Origin of the sequence: Methylomonas sp. HYX-M1 (assembly GCF_040741385.1) — a bacterium.
GTDB classification, from domain to species: domain Bacteria; phylum Pseudomonadota; class Gammaproteobacteria; order Methylococcales; family Methylomonadaceae; genus Methylomonas; species Methylomonas rhizoryzae.
Genome location: NZ_CP160405.1, coordinates 36,816 through 61,410, shown reverse-complemented (window position 1 = coordinate 61,410; position 24,595 = coordinate 36,816). Strand labels below are relative to the sequence as shown.

The following is a 24,595-nucleotide window of genomic DNA, read 5'->3' as shown; positions in this document are numbered from 1 at the left end:
CCGCATTCGCCATGCGCGACAAAATTGCCTACAATGGAATCGAACTAACATTGAAGTGTGATTGCTGTGCAGAACAGAATTCTCAAAACAGTGCTATTGAGCACTTGCACTGTTGTGGCCGCGAGTGCAAGTTACGGACTCATCCCTTACAAGTCTTTCGATAACTCTAAAGCGCTCGAACAAGAGCGACTGATCTCGGCCAAGGTCAACCAATACGCCAATATCGTCAGTCCGCCGGCACCCGGTCAGGCGGCCGAATTTTCTCAAGACATGGAGCATACGGTCAGAGCGGGGGAAAATCTTTCCACGATTTTTTCCACATTGAATTTAAGTTCGGAAGATTTGCATAAAATCGTCCACAGCAACGCGGCCGGCAAACAATTTGCCGATGTGCTACCCGGACAAGACGTCGTCGCCACGGTCGACGCCGACGGTCAGCTGGAGCAATTGACCTACGCGAAGAACCCGTTCGAAACCCTGGTCGCCACCCGCATGGAAGACGGCTTCGACGTAAAGCTGTTCAGCAAGAAAGTCGATCATCAAATCAGCAGCGCGGCCGCCGAAGTCCATTCTTCGTTATTCGAAGACGGTTTAGGCGCAGGGCTTTCCGAAAAAATCATCCTGAAACTGGCCGATATTTTTGCCTGGGACATTGACTTCGCTCTGAATTTGCAAGACGGCGACCGCTTCAGCGTGGTTTACGAAAAACTGTACGTAGACGGTCAGGAATTTGATACCGGCGACATTTTGGCCGCCGAGTTTACCAATCAAGGCAAAACCTATACCGCGTTGCGCTTTACCGACAACCACGGCCACACCGGGTATTACACGCCGGAGGGCAACAGTTTGCGCAAGGCGTTTCTGCAAAATCCCATGGACTTTGCCAAAATCAGCTCGCATTTCAATCTGCACCGCAAACATCCCATTCTGAACACGATACGGGCGCACAAAGGCGTGGATTATTCTGCGGCGGTGGGCACACCGGTCAAAACCACGGGCGACGGCAAGATCGTGTTTCGCGGGGTTAGAAACGGTTACGGCAACGTGGTGGAAATTCAGCACGGGCAAAACTATTCGACCTTGTACGCTCATCTGTCCCGCTTTCATTCCGGACAAAAATTGGGCGGTAAGGTCAGCCAAGGCGAGGTCATAGGTTACGTCGGCAAAACCGGGTTGGCGACCGGCCCGCATTTACATTACGAATTTCGGATCGGCGGCCAGCATGTTAATCCGGTCACCGCCAAATTGCCGAGAAACCTACCGATGGATAGCAGCTTGCTGGCTAAATTCAAATCGCAGGCCCAACCATTATTGGCGCAATTGCAAGCAGCTAAAGGCGAAGCTCAGCTTGCCCGCAACTAAGCGTTCCGAACTGTATATCGGCTTGATTTCCGGGACCAGCATCGACGGTGTCGATGCCGGTCTGGTCGACTTTAGCAGCGGCATCCCGCGCTTGCTGGCCAGCTTCTATCAACCTTTTACCGTACAGTTACAACAGCAATTACACCGGTTTTGCCAACCTAATGGTAGCGTGTCGTTGCAAGAATACGGCACGCTGGATGCGCAATTGGGCGAATTGTTCGGGCAAGCCGCATTGGCCTTGCTGGACAAAGCCGATGTTGCGGCCGGCGCGGTTGCCGCGATCGGCAGCCACGGGCAAACCATTTATCATGCCCCTGACGGCGAATACGGGTTTACCCTGCAAATCGGCGACCCCAACCGTGTAGCGCAAATAACCGGTATCACCACGGTCGCCGACTTCAGGCGCAGGGACATTGCCGCCGGCGGACAAGGCGCACCTTTGGTGCCTGCTTTTCATAGTGCCATGTTTGCCAAACCGGACCAAACCATCACAGTGCTGAACATCGGCGGCATTGCCAACCTCAGCATCTTGCGGCCCGACGGCGTGATCGGCTTCGATACCGGCCCCGGCAATACCCTGATGGACTACTGGTGTCGCAAGCATCAAGGACAAGCATTCGACGCCGGCGGCCAATGGGGCGCGCAGGGTGGCGTCGATAGCCGGTTATTGCAACATTTGCTCGACGATCCTTACTTCGACCTGGCCCCGCCCAAAAGCACCGGGCCCGAGTATTTTTCCGGCGATTGGCTGCAAACCAAAATCGCCGCATTCTCCAACCTTAAGCCGGAACACGTTCAAGCCACGTTGTGCAAATTGACCGCCGCCAGCATAAGCCGGGCGATTGTCGAGTACGCACCGGCCAGCGCTTATATTCTGCTATGCGGTGGCGGCGTGCATAACCCGTTGTTGGTCTCTATGTTGACCGAACAATTAGCGATGCCGGTTGTATCGACCGCCGAGTTCGGGGTAGACCCGGATTATGTCGAAGCCATGACGTTCGCCTGGTTAGCCAGACAAACCCTGCACGGCTTGCCGGGCAATCTGTGCAGCGTGACCGGTGCCGCCGCGCCGACCGTTTTGGGCGGAATTTACCCGGCCTTTCCAGCATCGTAGATTTCTGTACGGCGATTTCGCGTTATCGTTTTAAAATAAGGTTTTAGCTAGAAACCGTACCGCTTTGAAACCGATTCCTGTTGATTCCAACTCAATCCAAGCCGCCGCAGAACTCTTGCGCCAGGGAAAATTAGTCGCAGTGCCGACCGAAACCGTTTACGGTCTGGGGGCGGACGCAGCCAATCCTGCCGCAGTCGCCAAAATATTCGAGGTAAAAGGCCGACCGGCCAACCACCCCTTGATAGTGCACATCGCCTACGCCACGCAAATGCAGGACTGGGCGCGGGAAATTCCGGATAGCGCCCGGCGTTTGGCTGCCGAATTCTGGCCCGGACCTTTAACCATGATCTTGCCCGGAAAAGCCTCGGTTCCCATGGAGGTAACCGGCGGCCAGGACACGGTAGCGTTGCGAGTACCGGGCAGCCCGGTTGCCGCTTGGTTGCTGCGCGTATTCGGCGGCGGCATCGCCGCGCCTTCGGCTAACCGTTTCGGCCGGGTTAGCCCTACTACTGCCGCTCACGTGGCCGAAGAACTCGGCGACGCGGTCGATTGCATCTTGGACGGCGGCCCTTGCAGCGTTGGGGTGGAATCCACCATCATCGACTTAAGTGCTTCCCAACCGGTTTTGTTGCGGCCGGGACGCATTACTCGCAGCGAACTCGAAACCGTGCTGCAACAACCGGTAACGCTAAAATCCCAGCATGCGGTCAGAGCTCCGGGCATGTTGGCCGTGCATTACGCCCCCAATACCCTGGCTTATCTGTGCGCCACGGAACAATTGCCGGCCAGCGCGCAAGCACTGAGCAAGGCCGGCAATAAATTGGCCCTACTATTGTTCGAAAACAATCCCTACCAAGCCTGCGACGCACAAATTCTGCGCCTGCCTAAAGTGTCCGATCGCTACGAGCAGGCTTTATACGGCGCATTGCGCGAGTTGGACAATTCAGCTTGCGACCTCATTTTGATCGAAAGCCCGCCGGACGACGAAACCTGGCACGCGGTGTTGGACCGCTTGAGCAAAGCCACGGCGGTTTCCCCGGTATGACGGCCGATTTAACACGTTGCGCCGGACCAAAAATAGTTCAATCGCTCACAGCGTCACCGGACCCGAATAGCGACGATGAAGCTTGGATGCGCCATGCCATCCGTTTGGCACAACGGGCCGAACAACGCGGCGAGGTTCCGGTCGGTGCCGTGCTGGTTTTGGCAAACCAGTGCGTAGCGGAGGGCTGGAACCAGCCGATTCAAACCTGCGACCCGACCGCGCACGCCGAGATTATGGCCTTGCGACAAGCCGGGCAACGTTTGGACAATTACCGCCTAGTCGATAGTACTCTATACGTCACCTTGGAACCCTGCGTGATGTGCATGGGCGCCATCATGCACGCCAGGGTTAGACGTTTGGTGTTCGGCGCGTTCGATCCCAAACGCGGTGCAGTTTGTGGGCCGCTGCAACTGAGTGACGCGCCGTTTTTAAATCATCAGTTAAATTGGACAGGCGGAGTGTTAGCGGCTGGCTGCGGCGAGCTGTTGATCGAGTTTTTCAAAGCCCGCCGCTAACCGCAAAGATTTATCGAACCTATCGGGTCCGCCGTAACACCGGGGCGGATTTCGCCGGCTTTTTCGGTCCGGTCCCAACCGATTTCGCCGATCCGGCTTGTGGAGTAGCGGTAGGCTCGGCCGCTGCGGATTGCTGAGCTGCGGCATTGATGCAATAAGCGTAAATTCTCTGCATGTCCTTGGCCATCGCCGTCCAGTCTTCCCACGCTCTGCGGATGGAACTATTTTTTTGCTGCATGGCGGCAAGAATATCCGGCAAACGGCCTAACAGGCTGCCGATAAACGCTTGATCATGGCTGGACAGGTTTTGCCAAACCCCCAGATCCATCGCGTTCGGTAAGGCGAATCTCAGTTCCAATTTGCCGCCGAAATCGTCGTAAGATTCCTCGTACCAAGAATCCAGTAGCGCGCAGTTTTCAACCGGCGGAAACTCCAGTTTGGGATGAGTGCCGAAGTGGCCCGGTCTGACTTGCGCGCAAGCCAGGCGGAAGTCAAAATTCGCACATTCCTTGCCGTTGAACGAAATTTGCTCGAAAGTCAGCCACAAATGTTCGTAGTCCGGATTGACCTGCTCTCGTTTCAGATACACGTTATCGTAGCGTAGCGTCACGGCCAATTTTTCAATGGCTTCCAACCATTGCGCTAAGCCGGTTTGTAACGCACGCAATAGGTCTGCTGAACCGATGGATTGTTGCATTGCGGCAGACTCCAACAGCTTGAAGAGTTGCTTTAAGACCACTAGCATAAATTTACAATCGCTAGGGCCCAAGTCCAAGATGGTCGCTATTGCCTTGGGGTCGTGAGCCAGTTTCGATATCGGCGGAAATACGATGCAAGCGTCGTTCATCGCGGCGCAAGGCCAACGATTCAACGGGGTGTCGGCCGACCCTTGCCGATTTAAACGTAATTCCAATTCGCCGCCGTATACACTAGTCTCTATTTCCACTTTTTCGTTGATTCGCCCGGCGGCATCCAAATCGGCTATCGACCATACTAACGTACTCGGATCGTCGGCGTTCTTTTGCGCGACGTCGATAGATCGGTAATCGCAATAGTCCGGGTAGCGTTGCAACATCCGTTTCCAGCGTTCTTCGCCGGCCTTGAGCTGCTTTTGCTGCTCCTGGTTTTTCAGGAAGTAGCTTTCCAATTCCTCTTGGACCTGATGCAGTTGCATCATCAACAGCTTGGCCTCGTGTTCGCCCTCTTGTTTGGCTTTGGTCAGCTGTTGATTGAGTTTTTCCAACTCGCCCCGCCGCTTGGCGAAAGTTTGCGCTTCCTGTTGCAGTTTTTCGATGCGCTCGTTCAATAGCGGAATCTGTTTTTGCAAGTCCGCTGCGGCATCGGCCTGTTGTTTTTTGTCGTGACTTAACTGCTCGATCGTCTTTTCGAGCGCGGCCTTAGACTGATTCAAGTGAGCAAGATGCTTTTGTTGCTCGCTGATATGCTGCTTATGCTCATGCGCAACGCGAATATGCTCCTCGATATTCTTGTTGGCGTTTGCCAGTTGATGTTTGTACTCCTCAATTTTCTTGTCGGCTTCGGTCAGCCGGTGTTTGTGCTCCTCGATTTTCTTGTCGGCTTCGGTTAGCCGATGGTTGTGCTCGTTGAGCTTTTTATCGGCTTCCGCCAGTCGGCTACCCAGGCTGTTATTCTCCAAATACTGATTTTTCAGTTCTTCTTGAACCTGTTGTACTTGTTCCAGGAGCAACTCGTTTGCTTGTTGATTGCGCGACAGCTCCGCTTCCAGTTTTTGCGCGTTTGCAGAACTTTGTTGCAGCGAGCTAGTTAACTGCTGATTTTCGGACTCGACCGTCTGTAACCGAGCGACCAGCACTCGCTGTTTTTCCAATTCCTCGGAGCGATCCTGCAACTTCCTGTAATCGCTAACGGCTTGTTCGATGGGAATCCTGATCCAGGGATCGGCCGCCGTCTGGCCGGGCGCGAGTGCGCAAATGCTGGCGGATAGTTCGTTGCGCAATTCCGCGGTTTGCGGATAGGACGCGCAGATTTGCTGGGCCAGGAATCCGGCCACCCTTTCCTCTTCGTTGACCGGCAAATCTTCCAGTTGCGCGGCATTTAGCGGCAATTGCCAACGCGAGCGGCAAGCCTCAACCAGTGCCGAGCGCTGCTGCAGGCATTGAGCGGCATCCAGCAACAGGCAGCGTTGCGGGTTACGATGGAAAAACTGAAGCAGCAACTGGTGACGTTTCGACCAATCGTCCACAATCTTGCCGACCGTGGCTATATCGTTTGCCGACCTGACCAATTGAGCCACCATACGCTCCGGCGTAGTCGTCACCAACACGAACTTGATGTGCGGGTCGAACTGCGCCCAAAAATCCAACAGCCAAATACTGTCGCTTTCAGCCCAGCCGCACACCGGCGCGTCGATGTTGGTCAAGAAAACTTCAGTCGCCAACTGCTCCCACAAACGTCCCGGTGCGTCTATTGAACTTAAGGCTTTGGTTTGTTCGAAATTTGCAGCGAGCACTTGCCGATGCCAAAACGCCATGGTTAGTTTTGGGTCGTGGCGCGCGGCTTTAACTATTTCCATCCCGGCTTGAGCAAAGGTGCTAGCGACGAGTTCGAGGTCTTCTTGCATTGCGCCGGTAATACAGAGGCTTTTCATTAGTATTCGATCGTTTTCACAAAGTAGAAAGTATATTTATAGCTTACGATACCATCTTGACCAAGCGCGGAACAGTGATCGGCAATTTACCGGATACGCCGATGCGCTTGGCAAGCGGACCCGCTCCCAATAAATTCAGGCAGGTAAACGGCGAAAGCGGCGGTAATACCGGATAAGCTCAGCTTCGCACCGGCAGCAAACACACCAGTTTGCAATCCGGCTGCAATGCGGCCAGTAAAGTGGTTTGCTTATAACGCATTGCGCCGTGAACCGGATGCACGAAACGGCGCTCGCCGCCTTCCCGGCTCAACACCGCCTGATCGCGCCACAACCGCTCGAAGTCCGCACTGTCGTTGCCAAGATTGTCTATCAAGGCTTGCATGGCCGCGTGTCGCGGTTGGCGGCTAAAATCGGCGCGAAATTCGGCGGCAAGCCGTGCGGCCCGCTCCGGCCAATCCGCCAATAACTGCCGGGCCTTGGGATTTAAAAACACAAAGCGCAGCAAGTTGCGCTCGCCGCTGTCCGCATCCAGCCAACCGGCAAATAACTCCGCCGCCGCCGGATTCCAAGCCCTGGCAGTCCAACAGGCATCCAACAGATAAGCCGGCCCGGCGAATTGAGCCGGCAGGTCGAGCAAATCCGGCAAAAGATCCGCTTGCGGTTCCGCCAAAAGCTCCGGATCGCGCTTGCCGGCCAAATCGAACAAGCTGGCGCGCTCGGCTGCGCTCAATCTCAATACGTTCGCCAAGCGGGATAGAGCGGCCGGCGATACGGCTATCTCCCGCCCTTGTTCCAGCCAAGTAAGCCAAGTCACGCTAACGGCAGCGGCGCCAGCGACTTCTTCGCGGCGCCAGCCCGGGGTCCGGCGGCGTCCGGCGGAGTTGGCGGGAGCGCTTAGTTGCTCGCGGTGGGCGCGCACGAAAGCCGCTAGCAAGCGTCTAGGATCGGATTCTGTCATGGTAGCTTTTATACCAGTATAAAACAGGCTCTTGTACCGGTTTACCGGCAGGGAAACAATAGTCCCACACTGATTAACCGAGGAGCATCCCATGTCAAACGCATCGCACCAAACCCTAGTCGCTCAACAATTCGGCTCGAAAGCGCAAGCTTATCGACAAAGCAGCGTCCACGTCCAAGGCGAAGACTTGGACAAACTGGTCGAACTGGTGGCCAAGCGCCCTGAGGCTAGTGTGTTGGACGTCGGCTGCGGTGCCGGTCATGTCGCTTTGCGCTTGGCGCCGCAAGTCGGTCGAGTGATTGCCTACGATTTGAGCCGCCAAATGTTGGCCGAAGTGTCCGCACAAGCCCAAGCTAGCGGCTTGGACAATCTGGTTACGCAAATCGGATCGGCAAGTGAATTGCCGTTTGCCGATGCGACTTTCGACATTATCGTTACCCGCTACAGCGCGCACCACTGGCAGCACTTGGCGGCCGGGTTGCGGGAAATGCGCCGCGTTCTCAAGCCGGGCGGATCGGCCGTCATCGTAGATGTAATCAGCCCGGGTTCGGCCTTGCTGGATACCTGGCTGCAAACCATGGAGTTACTGCGCGATCCGTCGCACGTGCGCGACTTGGCGCTGGACGAATGGCTGACGTTTTTGCAACAAGCCGGCTTTGGAACCCAGCAAACCATCGGTTTTAAAATACAGATGGAATTTACTCCGTGGTTGGAGCGGATGAATGCCGATCCCTTGCATGGCCAGGCGATTCGCTCGTTGCAGCAATGTTGCAGTAGCGAAGTTGCCGACTATTTTCGCATCGACCGGGACGGCAATTTTTGGGTGGACACTGCGTTAATTGCCGCGACAACCGTTTGAAGCCGGCTACTTTAGCTCGGCGGCGGCCAGCAGGTGCAGGAGCCGCCGCCGTGGGGCGATGGGGCAAACGCGAAAACGGATCAATGGCTGCGGGTATGTCGAGTTCCGCTAAACTCGCAGTTCAATAGTCATTTTGCAGAACGAGATCGAAGGCGTAAAATCTTTTTTGGTCAGTAGGTTAGCAGTGTTTGAATGAGCCGGTCGCGCTTTCGGTCGGCAACTTCGTTATCGATTGCCGACCAAAATATGACTATGGTCTTACAGGTAAACGAACAACACTTAAAAATGGGGGTGGAACATGACTGTCAATGCTGTTTGCAAATTGTTTGCAGCCTGTGCGCTGTCGGTTGTCGGCGCATCGGCGCATAGCGCGGAAACGGCGGTCAACGCGCAATTCACGATCAAAGCGCTGTCCGGTTACGTGGTGCAAAACGACGTGTTAGTCAATCCGGGAGTCAAGCCGCCGGTAGGCAAATTCAACGCCAAAAAGGCAGCCCATTGCATACAAGCCACGCAGGACAGCGACTCGTTTTGCGATATCTATTTGGATAATAACGATCAGGGAGTCGCCTATTTGTATTACGACTCCAACCGGAGTTGGCGCTTGAAAACCCATTTGGACGGCGCCGTTACTACGCTGACCGGTAACGTCGATCCAACCGGCGCGTTCATGATGACCGGCGTGCACGCCTTGTCCGGCGCACAAATCTATGCGGTCGGCAAAGCCAAATTGAACAAAGGCTCGTTGACGCCCAAATCACTGTCCGGCACCCTGTATTTCACCAGCACCGACATCGAAGAATTCGGCGTGATCAAATTCCGTAGCGCCGGCGAATTTTAGCCGGCCGGCTGTTTCGGCAGGGTATCCGCGTGGAACCGCGCCGTTAAGCCCACATAATCCAGTTTACCGTTGGCCAAACGCGGTAACTCGTCCAGCCGTATGAAGCGGCTGGGCTGCATATAGGCCGGCAGTCGCCGGCTCAAGGCTTCTCGAATGGCGGTGATGTCGGCGCCGGCCGATACCCATGCCACGGCCGGTCGTTGCCCGGCGGTAAGGTCCGGCAAACCGACCACCGCGCAAGCGGCTACACCGGGAACGCTACAAACTGCGGCTTCCAGCTCGGCCGGCTCCACTCTATAGCCTGAACATTTCAACATCCGCCCCAAGCGGCCGTGAAACTGCAATTCTCCGTGCTGCCGGCTCACCTTGTCGCCGGTTTGGTACCAACCTAAGGAATTCAACATGGGTTGTAAACGCCCCGCTTGCCAATAACCTTTGGCTAAGGTTGGTCCGCGTACCCACAATTCGCCGTTGTCTTGCTCGATATGCAGACTGCAACCGGCTGCCGCCACACCTATCGGTATCGCTTGATCCGCTTGCAGGCGCGACCTTTGTACCTGCCAATAACAGCAGACGTTGGTTTCGGTGGGGCCGAACAAATTGAACAATTCCACCCGCGGCAAAGCTTGGCTCAAAGCGATTAAAGCCGGCGGAGAAAAGGCTTCACCGGCGAACAATAAAAACCGCAAAGCTGGTAACGGCGTATCGGCCAGATTGCCTTTATAAGCCAGAAAGCTCAGCAATGCCGGTACCGTGTACCAGCCGGTCACGCCGGTCTGCGCCAACCAGGCGCTCAAGCGGGCCGGGCTTAGCGTCAGCCCCGGTGGCACGAAACATAGGCAGGCGCCGGCGCACAGTACTGCGTACAAATCGAAGGTGGACAAATCGAAGAACAACGGCGCACTGCCGGCGATGCGGTCTCCGGGGCCTAAATTGACCAGCTTGGTCGCCCAGTCGGCAAAAGCGCCTATCGCCGAATGGCTGAGTGCGACGCCGCGCGGCTGGCCGGTAGAGCCTGAGGTATACAGCACCGCGGCTAACGCGTCCGGCCGGATCGGCGTCGGTTTGAATTCGGCTTCTGCGCTTGCAGATAGCTGCAGCCAACGATCCGCACAGCTCCAAGTCGGTGCCGCAGTATTTCCGAGGGTAAGCGTGGCGCCCGAATCGGTGCAGATGAAAGCCAGCCGCTGCGGCGGGCTGTTCAAATCCAGCGGCAGATAAGCCGCGCCGCTCAGCAAGGTGCCGAACACCGCCACACTGGCGTCTATACCGCGCTCCAGGGCAATTGCCACTAGGCTTCCCGGGCCGACGCCCTTCGCTTGTAAAATTCCGGCTAGTCGTTGTGCGCGCTGGTATAGCTCGAGATAACTAAAACGGCGTTCGCCCTCTTGCAAAGCACAGGCCTGCGGTCGCAGCCGGCATTGTGCGATAAAGCCTTGCAGCAACATTTAGACATCGACTCCGAACAACTCGGCTTCCATCCGGTTGGCAACGCGCTCCAGCCAGCCAGCGTCTACCGCCGGTTTCAGATAGTTGAACGACAAACTCAGTTCGCCGTTCACGTATCCGATCAATAATGCCAGGCCGGGCGGCAAGGTCATCCAGCACAGCATCGTCATGCCGGTTACCGGAATGCCTAAAAAGCCCTTATCGCCCCAAGTCAAATCGCCGACGTCCGAAAACCATAGCGAGCTCAATTCGTTGCCGCTGTGTTGTTTGCGCAGCAATTTGGCGTAACGCGGCGGCGGCAGCCATTGCCCCAGCCACATCAGCGGCAAATAAGCCATGTCCAATTCGTCGCGTACCGCCCGTTGGTGCTCGGCCAACAGGTGGGCAAACAGACCTTGCCGGTCGCGTGCTTGCGACCGGCTGGCGCGGGCGAACAGGCAGCCGACGTGGTTGCCCAATACCGGCGTCGGTGCATGTTGCCGGCGTAAATTGAAAGCATAGGGAATACAGTAGCCTTCGCCGACGGCCGGCGGACCTTCCAATTCCATTGCCCGGATAAAACACCCTAGATAATACAAAGTCCGTCCGGCTAAACCGGTATGTTGTTGCGCCAGCCGGGCGACGGTTTGCGATTGTTCGCGATCGTAGCGGCGTATCAGCACCTCCAGGCGCTGCGGGCCGGATTCGGCTTTTGTCGGCAAACAGCTATCCACGCTATTGGCCAATTGGTTGTGGCGCTTGGCCTTGATCAGCAGGCCCAGTTTCTTCAGCCAACTCCATTGCGCCAGTTTGGCGGCGATCAGCGAACCGGATTCGAAAAACCGTTCCGGTTGATCGGAAGTTAAAAAATCCAGTACGATTTTGGCGCCGCGCGCGTCCAAAAGCGGATGGTTCCAGTTGAACAACAAACTGCCGGCTACTCCATCGGCGATCCAAAACAGGCTGAGCGGCTGGTCCGGGCAGCGGTTGAAAATCTCGACGATGCGTTGCAGCAGCGTTTCCCCGGCCCGGCATTGTTCCACTTGAAGTGCGATGCGCTTGCCGTTGGCTTGCCAAACCTGGCGTTTGCCTTGCCGGACAATTTCCGCGCTGACCTTGGGAAAGCGTTCCACCAGCAGATCCAGTCGTTGCTGCAATAGCTGTAAATCGGGCGTCGCCTGCAAGTGCAGCGCAAATCCGCAGTAGCCGCCGGGCATGCCGGCAGAGCGGATTTCCTGATCAAACACGTAGGTGAAATAATCGGCGGGATTGAAAGCCAAGCTGGTGCTCATGCCGGTTTGGCCCGCATGATCCAATGTTGCAACGTGTTCAAACTGCGCAGGTTGTCCGGTTCGATTTCGGTATCCGGCAAGCAAACCCCAAAGGCCTGTTCGGCAAACATGACCAGACGCATGGTGCCCATGCTGTCCAGGCCGGCCGCCAGCAAATCGTCGTCGTCGCCGAAGGCGTCCGGATTTTCGTGATAAATCAGCTCGGAAAATATGAACTGTTTCAGTTGTGCTTTCATAGTGCTCTGTAGCTTAAAGCATTAAAAATAATCGGCTACGCCAACAACGAACCAGAGCGTTTTTAGCAAAACGCTCATAATGACCTCCAGGGGGGGCACCAATAAAAAACACATTTTTCTGTTGTTGGTGCCCATTAATTATGCGCCTCCCTGGGATGATATGAAACAGATAGGCATAAAAAAGCCGCGAATTACGCGGCTTGTGGCGGGTGGTTGATACCCGGATAAACGCTATGGAACGCTACTCGATGTTCTGAATTTGCTCACGCATTTGCTCGATCAGAACTTTTAAGTCTATGGATATTTGCGTCATTTCCCGATCGGAAGATTTAGAGCCTAGGGTGTTGGCTTCCCGATTCATTTCCTGCATTAAAAAATCCAAGCGGCGGCCCATGGGTTCGTTTTGTTTTAAGGCTCGCAACACTTCGGCGAGATGCGCTTGCAAGCGATCCAGTTCTTCGGCAACGTCCAGCTTTTGCGCCAGCAATACCAATTCCTGTTCCAGGCGGTCGAAGTTGGGTTCCGCCACCAATTCTTGAATCCGGCCGACCAATTTGCTGCGCAGGTTGCTGAGCACGTCCGGCATGCGTTTACGACCGAATTCCACGAGTTCGGCGATTTTTTCGCAGCGCTCGCCGATCAACGCGGCAAGCTGAACGCCTTCCCTGGTCCGGGTGTCCAGCATTTGTTCCAAGGTGTTGTCCAACAGGGTAACAACGCTTTGCTTTAAGGTTTCTTTATCGATTTCGTTTTCCTGTTGAATGCCGGGAAATTGCAACACCTCCAGCGCGGAAAAAGGGGCCGGATGCGGCATGGCCGCTTCGATTTTAGCGGCGGCCGCCATCAGATTGCCGACCGTTTGCATGTCGATATTGAAGTTTTGATTGCCCGGCTGCTTTTTAAAGCTTAAACCGCATTCAATTTTGCCGCGTTTTAATTTGTCGGAAATTAAGCGGCGAATGTCGAGTTCCGCAAAACGCAGGCAATCTGGAAGCTTTACACTGATGTCGTTATAGCGGTGATTGACAGAGCGCAGTTCACACAAAATCGTCAAGTTGTTGACAGTAATTTGGCCGTCTGCAAACGCTGTCATGCTTCTAATCATTTTTCACCTATAATCGCTGGGAATGCCCGCTCTTTACATTGAGAATGGCCGAATATTACGATCCGCAAACCTATCCGCAGCAGTGGAATTACCTGCAGCCGTGCACCATTATAGATCAGTATATGGTCGAGCGTGAGCTTGCTCACGGCGGCTTCAGTTCGGTGTATCTGGCTAGGCAAATACAAGACCAGGTGCAGGTAGCCATCAAGGAATATTTGCCGCGCAAATTAGCCCACCGCACTTGGAACAACTTGGTGGTGCCTAACAGCGAAGAAATGCGGCCGATGTTTATGCGCGGTCGCTCGTTGTTTTTCGAAGAGGCCAAGGTACTGGCTACTTTGAAGCATCCGAATATCGTCGAAGTCATCAATTTTTTTCAAGCCAACGACACGGTGTACATGGTTATGACTTACGACTACGGCATCACGTTGGACAAGATCCTGCAAAAACGGTTACTAGCTATTTCCGAAGAGTTTTTGCTGAAGGTGTTTCGCTTATTGTTAAACGGCGTGGCCGTGATTCATAGCCGCAGTTTCATTCATTTGGACATCAAACCGGCCAACATTTTGATCCGGGCGGAAAATGACCCGCTGTTGCTGGATTTCGGTGCCATCCGCAAATATCCTCAGCAGAGTTCGCCGCGCCAAGCCAAGATATTGACCACAGGTTTTTCGCCTATCGAACAATACGATAATCAAAGTTTGTTAGGGCCGTGGTCGGATATATACGCGATAGGGGCTAGCATGCGTGTCTGCTTGGATGCCAAATTACCGCCACCGTCGACCGACAGGCTGAAACAAGATCAATTACCGCTTGCGGTGAAAGCCTTTAAACGCAAATATCCGGAATATTTGTTGAAAGCCATCGATTGGGCCATGGCCGTCCAGCCGCAAGAACGCCCGCAATCCGTAGCCGAATTGCAAAAGGCCTTGGACGGCTAAGGGTCTCGTCAAAACGACTTCCCGAAATATTCCGCACCGGCAGGAAATTTTGTCATTCCGGCAGAGAAAAATCGTCAGTCACGATTCGCATGTCAGGGCTGAACGCAGGATAAACCGGGCAACAGCCTATCGGACAATACAAACTATTGAAGATCGGTTATGGACATCAAACATCATTGGCTAGAGGAAGCCGAACGAATAGTGTCCCCAAATAGCGACGAGCGGCCCAATCCCGGCGATATTTCGTTATTGGTCATTCATTGCATCAGCCTGCCGCCCGAACAATTCGGCGGACCATATATCAACCAACTTTTTCTCAACCGTTTAGACCCGCAGCAACATCCCTATTTTGCCGAAATTCACGCATTGCGCGTGTCTGCCCATGTTTTGATTCGAAGAAACGGAAGCCTGACTCAATTCGTGCCGTTCGATCGCCGCGCCTGGCACGCCGGGCTCTCCTGCTATCGCGGGCGCGAACGGTGTAACGATTTTTCTATCGGTATAGAATTGGAGGGCTCGGTCAACCGGCGCTTTGCCGACAGGCAATACGACAGCCTGATAGAGCTAAGCAAAGCCATAATGGCAAGTTATCCGGCTATCGGCAAACAGAACATAGCCGGTCATAGCGATATTGCCCCTGGCCGCAAACAAGATCCGGGGCCGTTTTTCGATTGGCCGCGCTACTTATCCGGTTTGGACCGTGCTTAAGCCATAAAAAAGGCGCGCGGTCGAAACCGTGCGCCTTGCAACTATTATTTAAGCGTAACGCTTACAGTTTATCGGCGTTTTTGCTTAGATAATCGGCTACTCCGGCCGGGCTGGCATTCATTCCGGAATCGCCTTTGTTCCAGCCTGCCGGGCAGACTTCGCCGTGCTCCTCGTGGAATTGCAGGGCGTCTATCATGCGAATCATTTCATCGACATTACGGCCCAGCGGCAAGTCGTTAACTACTTGGTGGCGAACCATGCCGTTTTTGTCGATCAAAAAGCTGCCGCGGAACGCAACGCCGCCGGCTGATTCTACGTCGTAATCTTTGCAGATGCTGTGAGTCATGTCCGCCGCCAATGTGTAACGGACAGGACCGATACCGCCCTGGTTGACCGGAGTGTTGCGCCATGCGTTGTGAGTGAAATGAGAGTCGATGGACACGCCGATGACCTCTACACCGCGGCTGGTGAATTCTTCAATGCGATGGTCAAATGCGATCAATTCGCTAGGGCAGACGAAGGTAAAGTCTAACGGATAAAAGAAAACTACCGCATATTTGCCGCGAGTCGCTTCGGAAAAAGTAAACGAATCGACGATTTGGCCGTCAGCCAAAACAGCTGGAACTGTAAAATCGGGTGCTTGCTTGCCTACTAAAACGCTCATTGATCTTCTCCATAGAGTTCTTGAAAAACAAAGGGTTATAACTATAACTGCGCCTATCGGATAGGTCGACAACTTATTCTACACGAAAATAGTAGGGATTAATCCAGCAATCCTTGTAAATTAAACTTGCGCAGCTGACAAATTCACGTTAACTTGTAATCAATCGCTTACATGACTAACGGACGGTGTTTGGGATATTCAGGACATCGTGTAGGCTTTTTATCACCAGGGTTAACGTATATGGCAAAAGTGAAGCATATTACCGAACCCGATGCCTTCGGTTATCAGGTTCGCATTGTTCGGCGCGGCAAAGAAAGCAGCCGCTACTTCTCTCACAAGCTATGGGGCAGCAAGACTAAGTCGCTTAAAGCCGCCATTACTTGGCGCGACCAAATGTTGGTCGTGTTGAAAGGTAGTAAAACTCGCTTTCTGAAACCCCCAAAAAACAAAACCACCACCGGAGTTACCGGCGTATCCAGGACCATCAAATTCGATCACCGCAAAGATAAAAGCTATCTGTGTTATACGGTGTTCTGGGTTAAAGACGGCAAATCCCGTAATAAAACCTTCCAGGTCGGCAACGTACAGACCGTCACGGCAGACGACGAACTGCACGCGTTTCGCACTGCGCGCTTGTTCCGCAGCTGCTACGAGCATGCTATCGATCACGATGCCTATTTCGACGACAGCAAATTTGCAAACTGGAAAAAATTAAGGCTTTACGAAAACGAGCATCTTAATGCCGTGTCCTAATGGGCTGGAACTGAAGGGAATCAATAGACAGTAACGCGGTAAATATTGATTTCGAGAAATCGAACTCGTGTATTTAGCTACAACAAAAAACGCTACTACCCGCTCCGTTTTTACGCAGCGCTTGTCAGTAGCGATTGCAATACCTCGGCCAAAAGCCTATACGCGCTCAGCCTGTGCTTACAGTATTTGTAATGCCAGGCTGATAGGCACCGACCTCACCATTGCCCGCCGGGACAGAGTGGCATTCACACCATTTTGTCGAATAAAGACATAATAATCTCTACCGCAATCAACCAGATGATGATCCATTCCAGCGCGGAAGAATGCTGGTGTTTTTGCTCGTCTGCCAATACTTCCAGCAGCTCGTGTATGGTCTCCAGCTTCTTGGACAGTACGTCGGTGCGCTGGCGGATTTCCAGGTAATTGGCGGCCATCGAATAGATGTGTTGGTATTCCGGGTGCTCCCAAAAAAATTCCGGAATATCCAATAAATCGAAATTCAGAATAATGTCGCTTTTGGTCAAAAACAGCTGACCGCGAATTTTGGCCATGGTTTTTCGGTTTAAATTAATCGTGCCTTCTCGCGCCAAAGACTCCGGCAGATGGCTGGTGGCGTGGATGGTATCCAGGGCGTTGCCCTCGAAAGCCGCCAGTTTGATTGATTGCGCCATGGCATGCGACAAGGCCAGTAACACTTTGACGTCGCCGGATTGTAATTCGATATGGTCGTGCTGGATTCTGTCGTGTTCGCAGCCTATTTCGTAACTGAACGCGTCTTCTTGCGGGTCGGCGTCCGGGCGTTCAGCGTAATCGAGCAAAACCTCCTGCAAGGCGCGGCGTTCGTCTAATGCAACGTTCCAGTGCACAACCACGCCGTAAGCAAAGACAATGGAGCAACCGGTTTTAAAATCGACGATGACTGCGTTGCGAAATATCTGGGTTCTGGCGACGTCGAGCAACTTTTCCCGCAACGCCGTAAATCGGAAAGATTGCGCCAGACATACCGTCAGGCAGTGTTTGATTAACCTGTCATCCGCCATTGGGTGGGCTACCGTATTAGTTTGTAACAGCGTCCGGCAAAAGGGTTAAAATACGCTTTTGTTCGAATCGTGCGCGTTTATCGCTAGATACCTCATGCCAACTAACTATAACACCGATGATCTTAGAATTTGCGAAACCAAGGACGTGGTTCCGCCAATTCAAGTCCACGAAGAAATTCCGATCTCCGAAACCGCTGCCAACACCATTTTGCGCGCCAGGGCAGCGATACACAAAATATTGAGCGGCGAAGACGATCGTTTGCTGGTGATTATCGGCCCGTGTTCCATTCACGACCCTAAAGCCGCGGTGGAATACGCCGGCAAACTGAAAACCATGATAGCCTCGCTGGAGGACGACTTGGTCATCGTCATGCGCGTTTATTTCGAAAAACCTCGGACCACGGTAGGCTGGAAAGGCTTGATCAACGATCCGGACTTGAACTCCAGCTTCAACATCAACAAAGGCTTGCGCATGGCTCGCCAGGTATTGTTGGATATCAACGATCTAGGCGTGCCCGCTGCGACCGAATATCTGGATTTGATTACCCCACAATACGTGTCGGATTTGATTTCCTGGGGGGCCATAGGCGCGAGAACCACGGAAAGCCAAGTGCATAGGGAGTTGGCTTCCGGTTTATCCTGCCCGGTCGGTTTTAAAAACGCCACCGACGGCGGTGTCAAAATTGCCATAGACGCGATCAATGCCGCGATGAGTCCGCATCATTTCCTATCCGTCACCAAAGAAGGCCGCACGGCGATTTTTTCCTCGCGCGGCAACGAAGATGCCCACATCATCCTGCGCGGAGGCAATAATCGGCCGAATTACGACGAAGTCAGTGTCGAGCAAGTGGCCGACGGCCTGCAGCAAGCCGGCTTGCCGAGCAACATTATGATCGACTTCAGCCACGCCAACAGCATGAAGAAATTCGAACGGCAAATGTTGGTGGCGCAAGACGTCGCAGGCCAGATTGCCAACGGCGATAGCCGTATCATCGGCGCCATGGTGGAAAGTCACTTGGTGGGTGGCCGGCAAGACGTGGAGGAAGGTAAACCCATGACTTACGGACAAAGCATTACCGATGCCTGCTTGGGCTGGGACGACAGCGTTAAATTATTGAACGAATTGGCGGTAGCGGTGCAACAGCGCCGGGCCGCCATCCGTAGAAAGGGTTAAACGATGAAGATACAAGTCAACGGCGAATGGCGCGACTATGCGGAAGGCTGCAGCGTCGCCGACGTCATTGCCGATTTGGGATTGAGCGGTAAACGCATTGCGGTGGAGTACAACAAGGAAATCTTGCCGTTTACCCAGCACTCCGAGCAGCGGCTGCAAAACGACGACCGGCTGGAAATCGTGCAAGCCATAGGCGGCGGTCAGGACGATCACTTTATGCTGGCCGGCAAAGCGTACCACTCGCGCTTATTGGTCGGCACCGGCAAATACAAGGATTTAGAAGAAACCCGCTTGGCCACGGAAGCGAGCGGAGCGCAAATCGTCACCGTGGCGATTCGCCGTACCAACATTGGCCAAAACCCTAACGAGCCGAATTTGTTGGATGTGATTCCGCCGGATAAATACACCATACTGCCGAATACGGCCGGTTGCTACAGTGCGGAAGACGCGGTGCGCACTTGCCGCTTGGCGCGCGAATTATTGGCCGGGCACAATCTGGTCAAACTGGAAGTGTTAGCCGATCAGTTGACTTTGTTTCCCAACGTCGCAGAGACCTACGTCGCCGCCGAGCTGTTGGTCAAAGAGGGTTTCGACGTGATGGTCTACACCAACGACGACCCGATTGCGGCCAAGCGTTTGGAAGAGATCGGCTGCGTAGCGGTCATGCCGCTGGCGGCCCCTATCGGTTCCGGTTTGGGGATTCGTAACCCCTACAACATCCTAACCATCGTCGAAAACGCCAAAGTGCCGATTTTGGTCGACGCCGGGGTCGGTACCGCCTCCGATGCGGCGATTGCCATGGAATTGGGCTGCGACGGGGTGTTGATGAATACCGCTATCGCGGCGGCAAAAAACCCGGTGCTGATGGCATCGGCAATGAAAAAAGGCATAGAAGCCGGCCGCGAAGCCTTTCTGGCCGGGCGCATGCCGCGCAAGCGCTTCGCTTCCGCGTCTTCGCCCATCGACGGCTTGTTTTTATAAGATTCTCCACGCTCCGATAGACCGAACATGACGGTAGCCCTCCCCGAACAGGAATCTCAAGTGATTTGCGCCTGCAGCGGTACGACCGACGTGCAGATCGAACATCTGCTTAACCAGGGTGTAACCGATCCGGAGCGCTTGTCACGCATCACCGGTGCCTGTTCCGGCTGCGGCGGTTGCGAATTCGAGGTACGGCAGTTGCTAGAAGCGCAAGCAAACCGAAATTGTGCAAGCGGAAATCGCAGTCGTGGCCTGCTGTGACGATCCGACCGAACCGAAGAAACTCGACAGGCGCGAGCTAATCCGTTTGCAAGAGCAATACGGTGAATTGGTCCGCGACCTGTTTACCGCCAACCCTGAACTGGTGATGCTGAAATTGCTGCAATCCAGCAACCGCTACTTGACCGAATTAGCGGCTTTGAACGCACATTTCCCGTCGGTACGCTTACGCGCCATCGCCATGCTGGAGTCACCCAGTCAGCCGGTACTGGAGCGTATCATTGCCCGGCAGCCGGATTCGGAATTTGCCGAAGCGGCAAAAAAGCGCCTCAGACAATTCGCCGAATAAAGCATTCGCAAGCCATCACCGCCGCTCGCTGACTAAAATCCTTCGCATTCAATTATCTATTTCGCCGATAATAAGCGGCTGTGTAAAGTTTTCCCGAATCCGCTCCGACTGCATGAAGCTGGAAAAAATCAAACTCTCTGGTTTCAAATCCTTCGTCGATCCGACCACGATACCGATTAACGGCAATTTGACCGCTATCGTCGGCCCCAACGGTTGCGGCAAGTCCAACATCATCGACGCGGTGCGCTGGGTCATGGGAGAAAGCTCGGCCAAACATTTGCGCGGCGGCAACATGGCGGACGTGATCTTTAATGGTTCGTCCGGGCGCAAGCCGGTCAGCGTGGCTTCGGTGGAACTGGTGTTCGACAACAGCGAAGGCAAGGCCGGCGGCGAATACGCCAAATACGCCACGATTTCCATCAAGCGCCAGGTCAGTAGGGACGGCCAATCCTTGTTCATGCTGAACGGCTCGCGTTGCCGGCGCAAAGACATCACCGATTTGTTTTTAGGCACTGGCCTAGGTTCGCGCAGCTACGCCATCATCGAACAAGGTACGATTTCGCGGATGGTGGAGGCCAAACCGGAAGATTTACGCGTGCACATCGAAGAGGCCGCCGGAGTCTCCAAATATAAGGAAAGACGGGCGGAAACCGAAACCCGCATGCGCCATACTCGGGAAAATCTGGAGCGCTTGAACGACTTGCGCGAGGAAGTCGACAAACAAATCAAAAACCTGGCTAAACAAGCCGAAAAAGCCGAGAAGTACACCGAACTGAAACGCCAAGAACGGCAAACCAAACAGGAATTACTGGCCATGCGCTGGGCCGGCTTCCAGCGCAACGCCCAACAGCTGGAAGACAAGCTGCAAGGCATTGCCGAAGAACATAACCGCTTGTTCATGCTGTTGCGCGACACCGAAAAAGCCATCGAACTGAAACGCGGCGAACAAAAAGGTCAGCAACAACAACTGGACACCGCCCAGGCCGAATATTACGCCATCGTCGGCGAAGTCGGCCGCTTGCAACAAGCGATTAAACATAACGAAAAAAACCACGAGGAAACCCTGCTGGAAATCCGGCGGCTGAAGCAGCAAGCCGAGCAGGCTCAAGACGATTGCGCCTCGGATCGCGCCCAATTGGAAGAAATCCGGCAAACCCTGCTGGAAGCGGAAGAAACCCTGATCGTTGCCAAACAACGCGAGGAAGATTTATTGGATTTGCAGCAGGACGCGCAAGTGCAAAAACAGCGTTGGCAACAACAATGGGAGCACTTTTTGGCCGAGAACGCCGGCTACCGCGAACAAGTCGAAGTGCAGCGCGCCAAACTGGCACAATGGCAAAATCAACAACGGCAATTGCAAACCCGCCTGGATAAATTGCTGGGCGAACGTCACGCCATTGATGACAGTCAATTACAGTACGAATTGGAAAGCTTGGAAAGCGACATCGAACAGACAGAAATCGAACGCGGCAACGTCCACAGCCAAATCGAAACCGCGTTGGCCCGCATTGCCGAGTTGCGTCCGCACATCAAACAATTGCACGAGCAACTGCACGACCGCCGCGCCGAACTACAAAAAGTTAACGGCAAAATCAGTTCTTTGGAGCTGTTGCAGCAACATGCGATGGGTAAGGACAAAAAGGAACTGGCGGCTTGGTTAACTCAAGTCGGCTTGGCGCAGCAACCGCGCTTGGCCGAATTCCTGGAGGCCGAGGAAGGTTGGGAAACGGCGCTGGAAACTGTGCTCGGCAGTTCGTTGGAGGCCGTTTGTCTGGACAATGCCGACGAGGTATTGCCGGCGCTGGAATCGCTGGGCAAACAATCCTTAACCTTGTTCGAAACCCGCAGTCCGGTCGCCGGTGCAGTCCAACCGGACACGGCACTGGCCGGCAAGCTCCGCAGCCGCTGGGATGTGTCCGGTTTGTTAAGCGGCGTGTATTGCGCCGAGTCGCTGTCGCAAGCCCGACAAATGCGACTGCAAGCGCACGAATCGGTGATTTTGTCCGACGGTACGTGGCTAGGAAGTAACTGGATAAAGATCAGCCGCGGTAGCGACAGCAAAGCCGGCGTATTGCACCGAGAAAAGGAACTAAGGGAGTTGAAGCAATACCAGCACGAAGTGCAACAAACCATAGAGGACGACGAGCAGCGGCTGGAGCATAACGAGCAGGCGTTAAAAGCCGCCGAAACCGCGTGCGAGCAATGCCGGCAGCGGGAAAAAATATTAGCCGCCGAGTATTCGGCAAAAAGCGCCGAATTCAGCGCCCAATCGGCGCGCCTGGAACAACAAACCCGCCGCTTGCAACAACTGGATCACGAAATCGAAGAAGTCGGCCAGCATTTGGCCGAAATTAATGAAGCGATTGCCGAAGCGACTTTGATTTGCCAAGAAGCCGAAGCCGCACTCAGCGAACTTGGCGACAAACGATTGGAACTGGAACAATTAAATCAGCGCCTGCAGTCCCAACAACAAGACACCGACGCCTCCGTTCAGGAAGCGCGCCAACACTTGCAACGCTTGCACGCGCAAATCGAATCCCTAAAGGCTTCGGAAGTGTTGACCGAAAAACAAATCGAACGTTTACAGCACCAGCACCAACAATCGGCCGACCGCATCGCCGAGCTGGAGCATAAATTGGAAACCGTGTTGACGCCGTTGGACGACGAAAAAATGCAGCTGGACCGGTTGCTGGAGCAAAAACAGCAATTCGAGGCCGGTCTGGCGCAACAACGGCAGGCACAACAAGCCGCCGAGCAAAGCATAGGCGAACTGACCCGCCAACAGCACGAGGCCCAGTTAGCCTTGGAAAAACAGAAGGAAGCCCTGGATAAAGTACGGTTCGAACAACAAGACAGTAAAGTACGCCAGCAAACCGCAGCCGAACAGCTGAACGAAATCGACGCCGACCCGCAAGCGCTTTTGGCAAACCTGCCGGCCGATGCTAGAGAACCTGCCTGGAAAAACCGTTTGGACGATTTGGTCGAGCAACTGGAAAAACTCGGTTCGATCAACCTGACCGCGATTGAGGAATACCGCAGCCAATCCGAAAGAATGAAGTTTTTGAACGAGCAACACGACGATTTGGTCGATGCGCTGAACACCTTGGAACAGGCGATAGCCAAAATCGACCGCGAAAGCCGGCAGCGTTTCAAGGAAACTTTCGATAAAATCAACGGCGGCTTGCAAGAAAAATTTCCTCGTTTGTTCGGCGGCGGCCAAGCCTATTTGGAGCTGACCGAAACCGATTTGCTGGAAGCCGGCGTCAACATCATCGCCCGTCCGCCGGGGAAGCGCAACAGCTCGATCCATTTGTTGTCCGGCGGCGAGAAGGCCTTGACTGCGGTGGCCCTGGTGTTTTCCATCTTCGAATTGAATCCGGCGCCGTTTTGCTTGTTGGACGAGGTCGACGCGCCTTTGGACGACGCCAATGTGGTACGGTTTTCCAAAATGGTGGAGGACATGTCCGCCACCGTTCAGTTTTTATACATTTCCCATAACAAGGTCACAATGGAAATTGCAAAACATTTGGCAGGTGTTACCATGAAGGAACCGGGGGTATCCCGCATGGTGGCAGTTGATATTGACGAAGCGGTGAGCATGGCGGAAAGCTGATGGACAAAGAACTACTACGAGTCGTGATAATTTTGATCGGCCTGCTGGTCATGATAGGCATGCTGATCTGGCATTTCTTCAAATCGCTGCGGGAACGGCGCGAAGCCGACGACTATTTCGACGATCCGCATTACAGCGGCCCGGACGTATTCGACGAGGACGAAGAGGAAGAGCTGGATCTGTTTCCCGGCGAAGTGATGGTGGACGGCGACGGCTTGCTGGACGACGAGGCGATCAAACCCAACCACAAACCGGCCACGAAACCCGAGGCGCAAAAAAGCCCGGCCAAAACCACCTTGCCGGCTTTGATCGAATTCAGCATCGTCGCTCGCGCCGACGAAGGCTTTAACGGCGTGGACTTGTACGACGCCTTCGAGCGGGCCGGCTTGGAATACGGTAGCGTTAGAGTATTCGAACGGGTCGATAAAAACCGCTTGGTCGATTTCGCGGTGGCCAGCATGGTAGAGCCGGGTACCTTTCCGGATAGTCACATCGAACAATTTTATTGCCCCGGCATCGTGTTCTACATGCAGCCGCGGGAGGTCGACAATCCCTTGGCGGTATTCGACGATTTCGTCGAAACCATAGACATATTAGCCACCGAATTGGACGGGGTAGTCTGGGATAATCAAAGACAACCGTTGACTGCGGACACCGTAGAGCAGTTCCGGCAAATGCTGGCTAGGCGTTGAGGTCTCGAACTTAGTCAGCTACAGCGCTATACAGCCGGAAACGCCGCATGGATTCGTTTGCCGAATCAGAGCATAAC

The 24,595-nt window shown here is 54.2% G+C and carries 23 protein-coding genes; 15 read left to right on the top strand and 8 right to left on the bottom strand.

Features of this window, described 5'->3' with window-relative positions:
- Positions 1-114 precede the first annotated feature (114 nt).
- The 4 genes from AB0A83_RS00285 to tadA all read left to right on the top strand — a co-directional run bounded on the left by AB0A83_RS00285 (position 115) and on the right by tadA (position 4,036).
- Complete coding sequence (locus AB0A83_RS00285) at positions 115-1,362, top strand: peptidoglycan DD-metalloendopeptidase family protein (RefSeq protein WP_232056726.1); 1,248 nt, start codon at positions 115-117, stop codon at positions 1,360-1,362.
- Positions 1,349-2,476, top strand: a complete 1,128-nt coding sequence (locus tag AB0A83_RS00280; protein WP_232056725.1) for an anhydro-N-acetylmuramic acid kinase — start codon at positions 1,349-1,351, stop codon at positions 2,474-2,476. Before AB0A83_RS00285 ends, AB0A83_RS00280 begins: the two co-directional genes overlap by 14 nt.
- Positions 2,477-2,540: 64 nt before the next feature.
- Complete coding sequence (locus AB0A83_RS00275; protein WP_367155087.1) at positions 2,541-3,521, top strand: L-threonylcarbamoyladenylate synthase; 981 nt, start codon at positions 2,541-2,543, stop codon at positions 3,519-3,521.
- Positions 3,522-3,553: 32 nt separating this feature from the next.
- Complete coding sequence (gene tadA, locus AB0A83_RS00270; RefSeq protein WP_269473516.1) at positions 3,554-4,036, top strand: tRNA adenosine(34) deaminase TadA; 483 nt, start codon at positions 3,554-3,556, stop codon at positions 4,034-4,036.
- A 19-nt stretch (positions 4,037-4,055) separates the two neighbouring features.
- Here the strand turns inward: tadA and AB0A83_RS00265 are convergent, their stop codons facing one another.
- Both AB0A83_RS00265 and AB0A83_RS00260 read right to left on the bottom strand, forming a co-directional pair.
- The gene (locus AB0A83_RS00265; protein WP_367155085.1) at positions 4,056-6,665 is read right to left on the bottom strand and encodes a hypothetical protein; all 2,610 of its coding nucleotides are present in this window, start codon (positions 6,663-6,665) and stop codon (positions 4,056-4,058) included.
- A gap of 178 nt (positions 6,666-6,843) precedes the next feature.
- Positions 6,844-7,623, bottom strand: a complete 780-nt coding sequence (locus AB0A83_RS00260) for a helix-turn-helix transcriptional regulator (protein WP_150046010.1) — start codon at positions 7,621-7,623, stop codon at positions 6,844-6,846.
- A 91-nt stretch (positions 7,624-7,714) separates the two neighbouring features.
- On the opposite strand from AB0A83_RS00260, the gene AB0A83_RS00255 reads away from it, so the two are divergent.
- Both AB0A83_RS00255 and AB0A83_RS00250 read left to right on the top strand, forming a co-directional pair.
- The gene (locus AB0A83_RS00255) at positions 7,715-8,482 is read left to right on the top strand and encodes a class I SAM-dependent methyltransferase (protein ID WP_367155084.1); all 768 of its coding nucleotides are present in this window, start codon (positions 7,715-7,717) and stop codon (positions 8,480-8,482) included.
- A gap of 298 nt (positions 8,483-8,780) precedes the next feature.
- Positions 8,781-9,323, top strand: a complete 543-nt coding sequence (locus tag AB0A83_RS00250; protein WP_150046008.1) for a hypothetical protein — start codon at positions 8,781-8,783, stop codon at positions 9,321-9,323.
- Here the strand turns inward: AB0A83_RS00250 and AB0A83_RS00245 are convergent.
- The 4 genes from AB0A83_RS00245 to AB0A83_RS00230 all read right to left on the bottom strand — a co-directional run bounded on the left by AB0A83_RS00245 (position 9,320) and on the right by AB0A83_RS00230 (position 13,384).
- Positions 9,320-10,771 (bottom strand): amino acid adenylation domain-containing protein, encoded by a 1,452-nt coding sequence (locus AB0A83_RS00245; protein ID WP_367155083.1) that lies wholly within the window; start codon positions 10,769-10,771, stop codon positions 9,320-9,322. The two genes, AB0A83_RS00250 and AB0A83_RS00245, sit on opposite strands and share 4 nt — an antisense overlap.
- Positions 10,772-12,043: a hypothetical protein gene (locus tag AB0A83_RS00240; RefSeq protein ID WP_367155082.1), complete on the bottom strand. Its 1,272-nt coding sequence runs from the start codon at positions 12,041-12,043 to the stop codon at positions 10,772-10,774.
- Complete coding sequence (locus AB0A83_RS00235; RefSeq protein ID WP_150046005.1) at positions 12,040-12,279, bottom strand: acyl carrier protein; 240 nt, start codon at positions 12,277-12,279, stop codon at positions 12,040-12,042. Before AB0A83_RS00235 ends, AB0A83_RS00240 begins: the two co-directional genes overlap by 4 nt.
- Positions 12,280-12,520: 241 nt before the next feature.
- Entirely contained in the window at positions 12,521-13,384 is an 864-nt protein-coding gene (locus AB0A83_RS00230) for a YicC/YloC family endoribonuclease (protein WP_150046004.1), read from the bottom strand.
- Between the two features lie 44 nt (positions 13,385-13,428).
- Here AB0A83_RS00230 and AB0A83_RS00225 point away from each other — a divergent pair, with 44 nt between their 5' ends.
- Both AB0A83_RS00225 and ampD read left to right on the top strand, forming a co-directional pair.
- On the top strand, positions 13,429-14,325 hold the full coding sequence (locus AB0A83_RS00225) for a serine/threonine-protein kinase (RefSeq protein WP_150046003.1): 897 nt from the start codon (positions 13,429-13,431) through the stop codon (positions 14,323-14,325).
- 159 nt (positions 14,326-14,484) lie between these two features.
- Positions 14,485-15,033 (top strand): 1,6-anhydro-N-acetylmuramyl-L-alanine amidase AmpD, encoded by a 549-nt coding sequence (gene ampD / locus AB0A83_RS00220; RefSeq protein WP_150046002.1) that lies wholly within the window; start codon positions 14,485-14,487, stop codon positions 15,031-15,033.
- 61 nt (positions 15,034-15,094) lie between these two features.
- Here the strand turns inward: ampD and AB0A83_RS00215 are convergent, their stop codons facing one another.
- A complete protein-coding gene (locus tag AB0A83_RS00215; RefSeq protein ID WP_150046001.1) occupies positions 15,095-15,697 on the bottom strand; it encodes a peroxiredoxin in 603 nt (200 codons plus the stop codon).
- A 240-nt stretch (positions 15,698-15,937) separates the two neighbouring features.
- Here AB0A83_RS00215 and AB0A83_RS00210 point away from each other — a divergent pair, with 240 nt between their 5' ends.
- Entirely contained in the window at positions 15,938-16,450 is a 513-nt protein-coding gene (locus AB0A83_RS00210; protein WP_150046000.1) for a hypothetical protein, read from the top strand.
- A gap of 245 nt (positions 16,451-16,695) precedes the next feature.
- Here the strand turns inward: AB0A83_RS00210 and AB0A83_RS00205 are convergent, their stop codons facing one another.
- Positions 16,696-17,490: an RMD1 family protein gene (locus AB0A83_RS00205; protein ID WP_150045999.1), complete on the bottom strand. Its 795-nt coding sequence runs from the start codon at positions 17,488-17,490 to the stop codon at positions 16,696-16,698.
- 94 nt (positions 17,491-17,584) lie between these two features.
- Here AB0A83_RS00205 and aroG point away from each other — a divergent pair, with 94 nt between their 5' ends.
- The 6 genes from aroG (at position 17,585) to AB0A83_RS00175 (ending at position 24,518) form a co-directional block, all read left to right on the top strand.
- Complete coding sequence (aroG, locus tag AB0A83_RS00200) at positions 17,585-18,664, top strand: 3-deoxy-7-phosphoheptulonate synthase AroG (protein WP_150045998.1); 1,080 nt, start codon at positions 17,585-17,587, stop codon at positions 18,662-18,664.
- Positions 18,665-18,667: 3 nt separating this feature from the next.
- Positions 18,668-19,645: a sulfur carrier protein ThiS gene (gene thiS, locus AB0A83_RS00195; protein WP_150045997.1), complete on the top strand. Its 978-nt coding sequence runs from the start codon at positions 18,668-18,670 to the stop codon at positions 19,643-19,645.
- 27 nt (positions 19,646-19,672) lie between these two features.
- Positions 19,673-19,906 carry a (2Fe-2S)-binding protein gene (locus tag AB0A83_RS00190; protein WP_150045996.1) on the top strand — a complete coding sequence of 78 codons (234 nt, stop codon included), beginning with the start codon at positions 19,673-19,675 and terminating at the stop codon, positions 19,904-19,906.
- Complete coding sequence (locus AB0A83_RS00185; RefSeq protein WP_150045995.1) at positions 19,893-20,213, top strand: hypothetical protein; 321 nt, start codon at positions 19,893-19,895, stop codon at positions 20,211-20,213. The genes AB0A83_RS00190 and AB0A83_RS00185 overlap by 14 nt, the downstream gene beginning before the upstream one ends.
- A 112-nt stretch (positions 20,214-20,325) precedes the next feature.
- Positions 20,326-23,826: a chromosome segregation protein SMC gene (smc, locus tag AB0A83_RS00180; protein WP_367155081.1), complete on the top strand. Its 3,501-nt coding sequence runs from the start codon at positions 20,326-20,328 to the stop codon at positions 23,824-23,826.
- Entirely contained in the window at positions 23,826-24,518 is a 693-nt protein-coding gene (locus tag AB0A83_RS00175; RefSeq protein ID WP_150045993.1) for a cell division protein ZipA C-terminal FtsZ-binding domain-containing protein, read from the top strand. Before smc ends, AB0A83_RS00175 begins: the two co-directional genes overlap by 1 nt.
- Positions 24,519-24,595 lie beyond the last annotated feature (77 nt).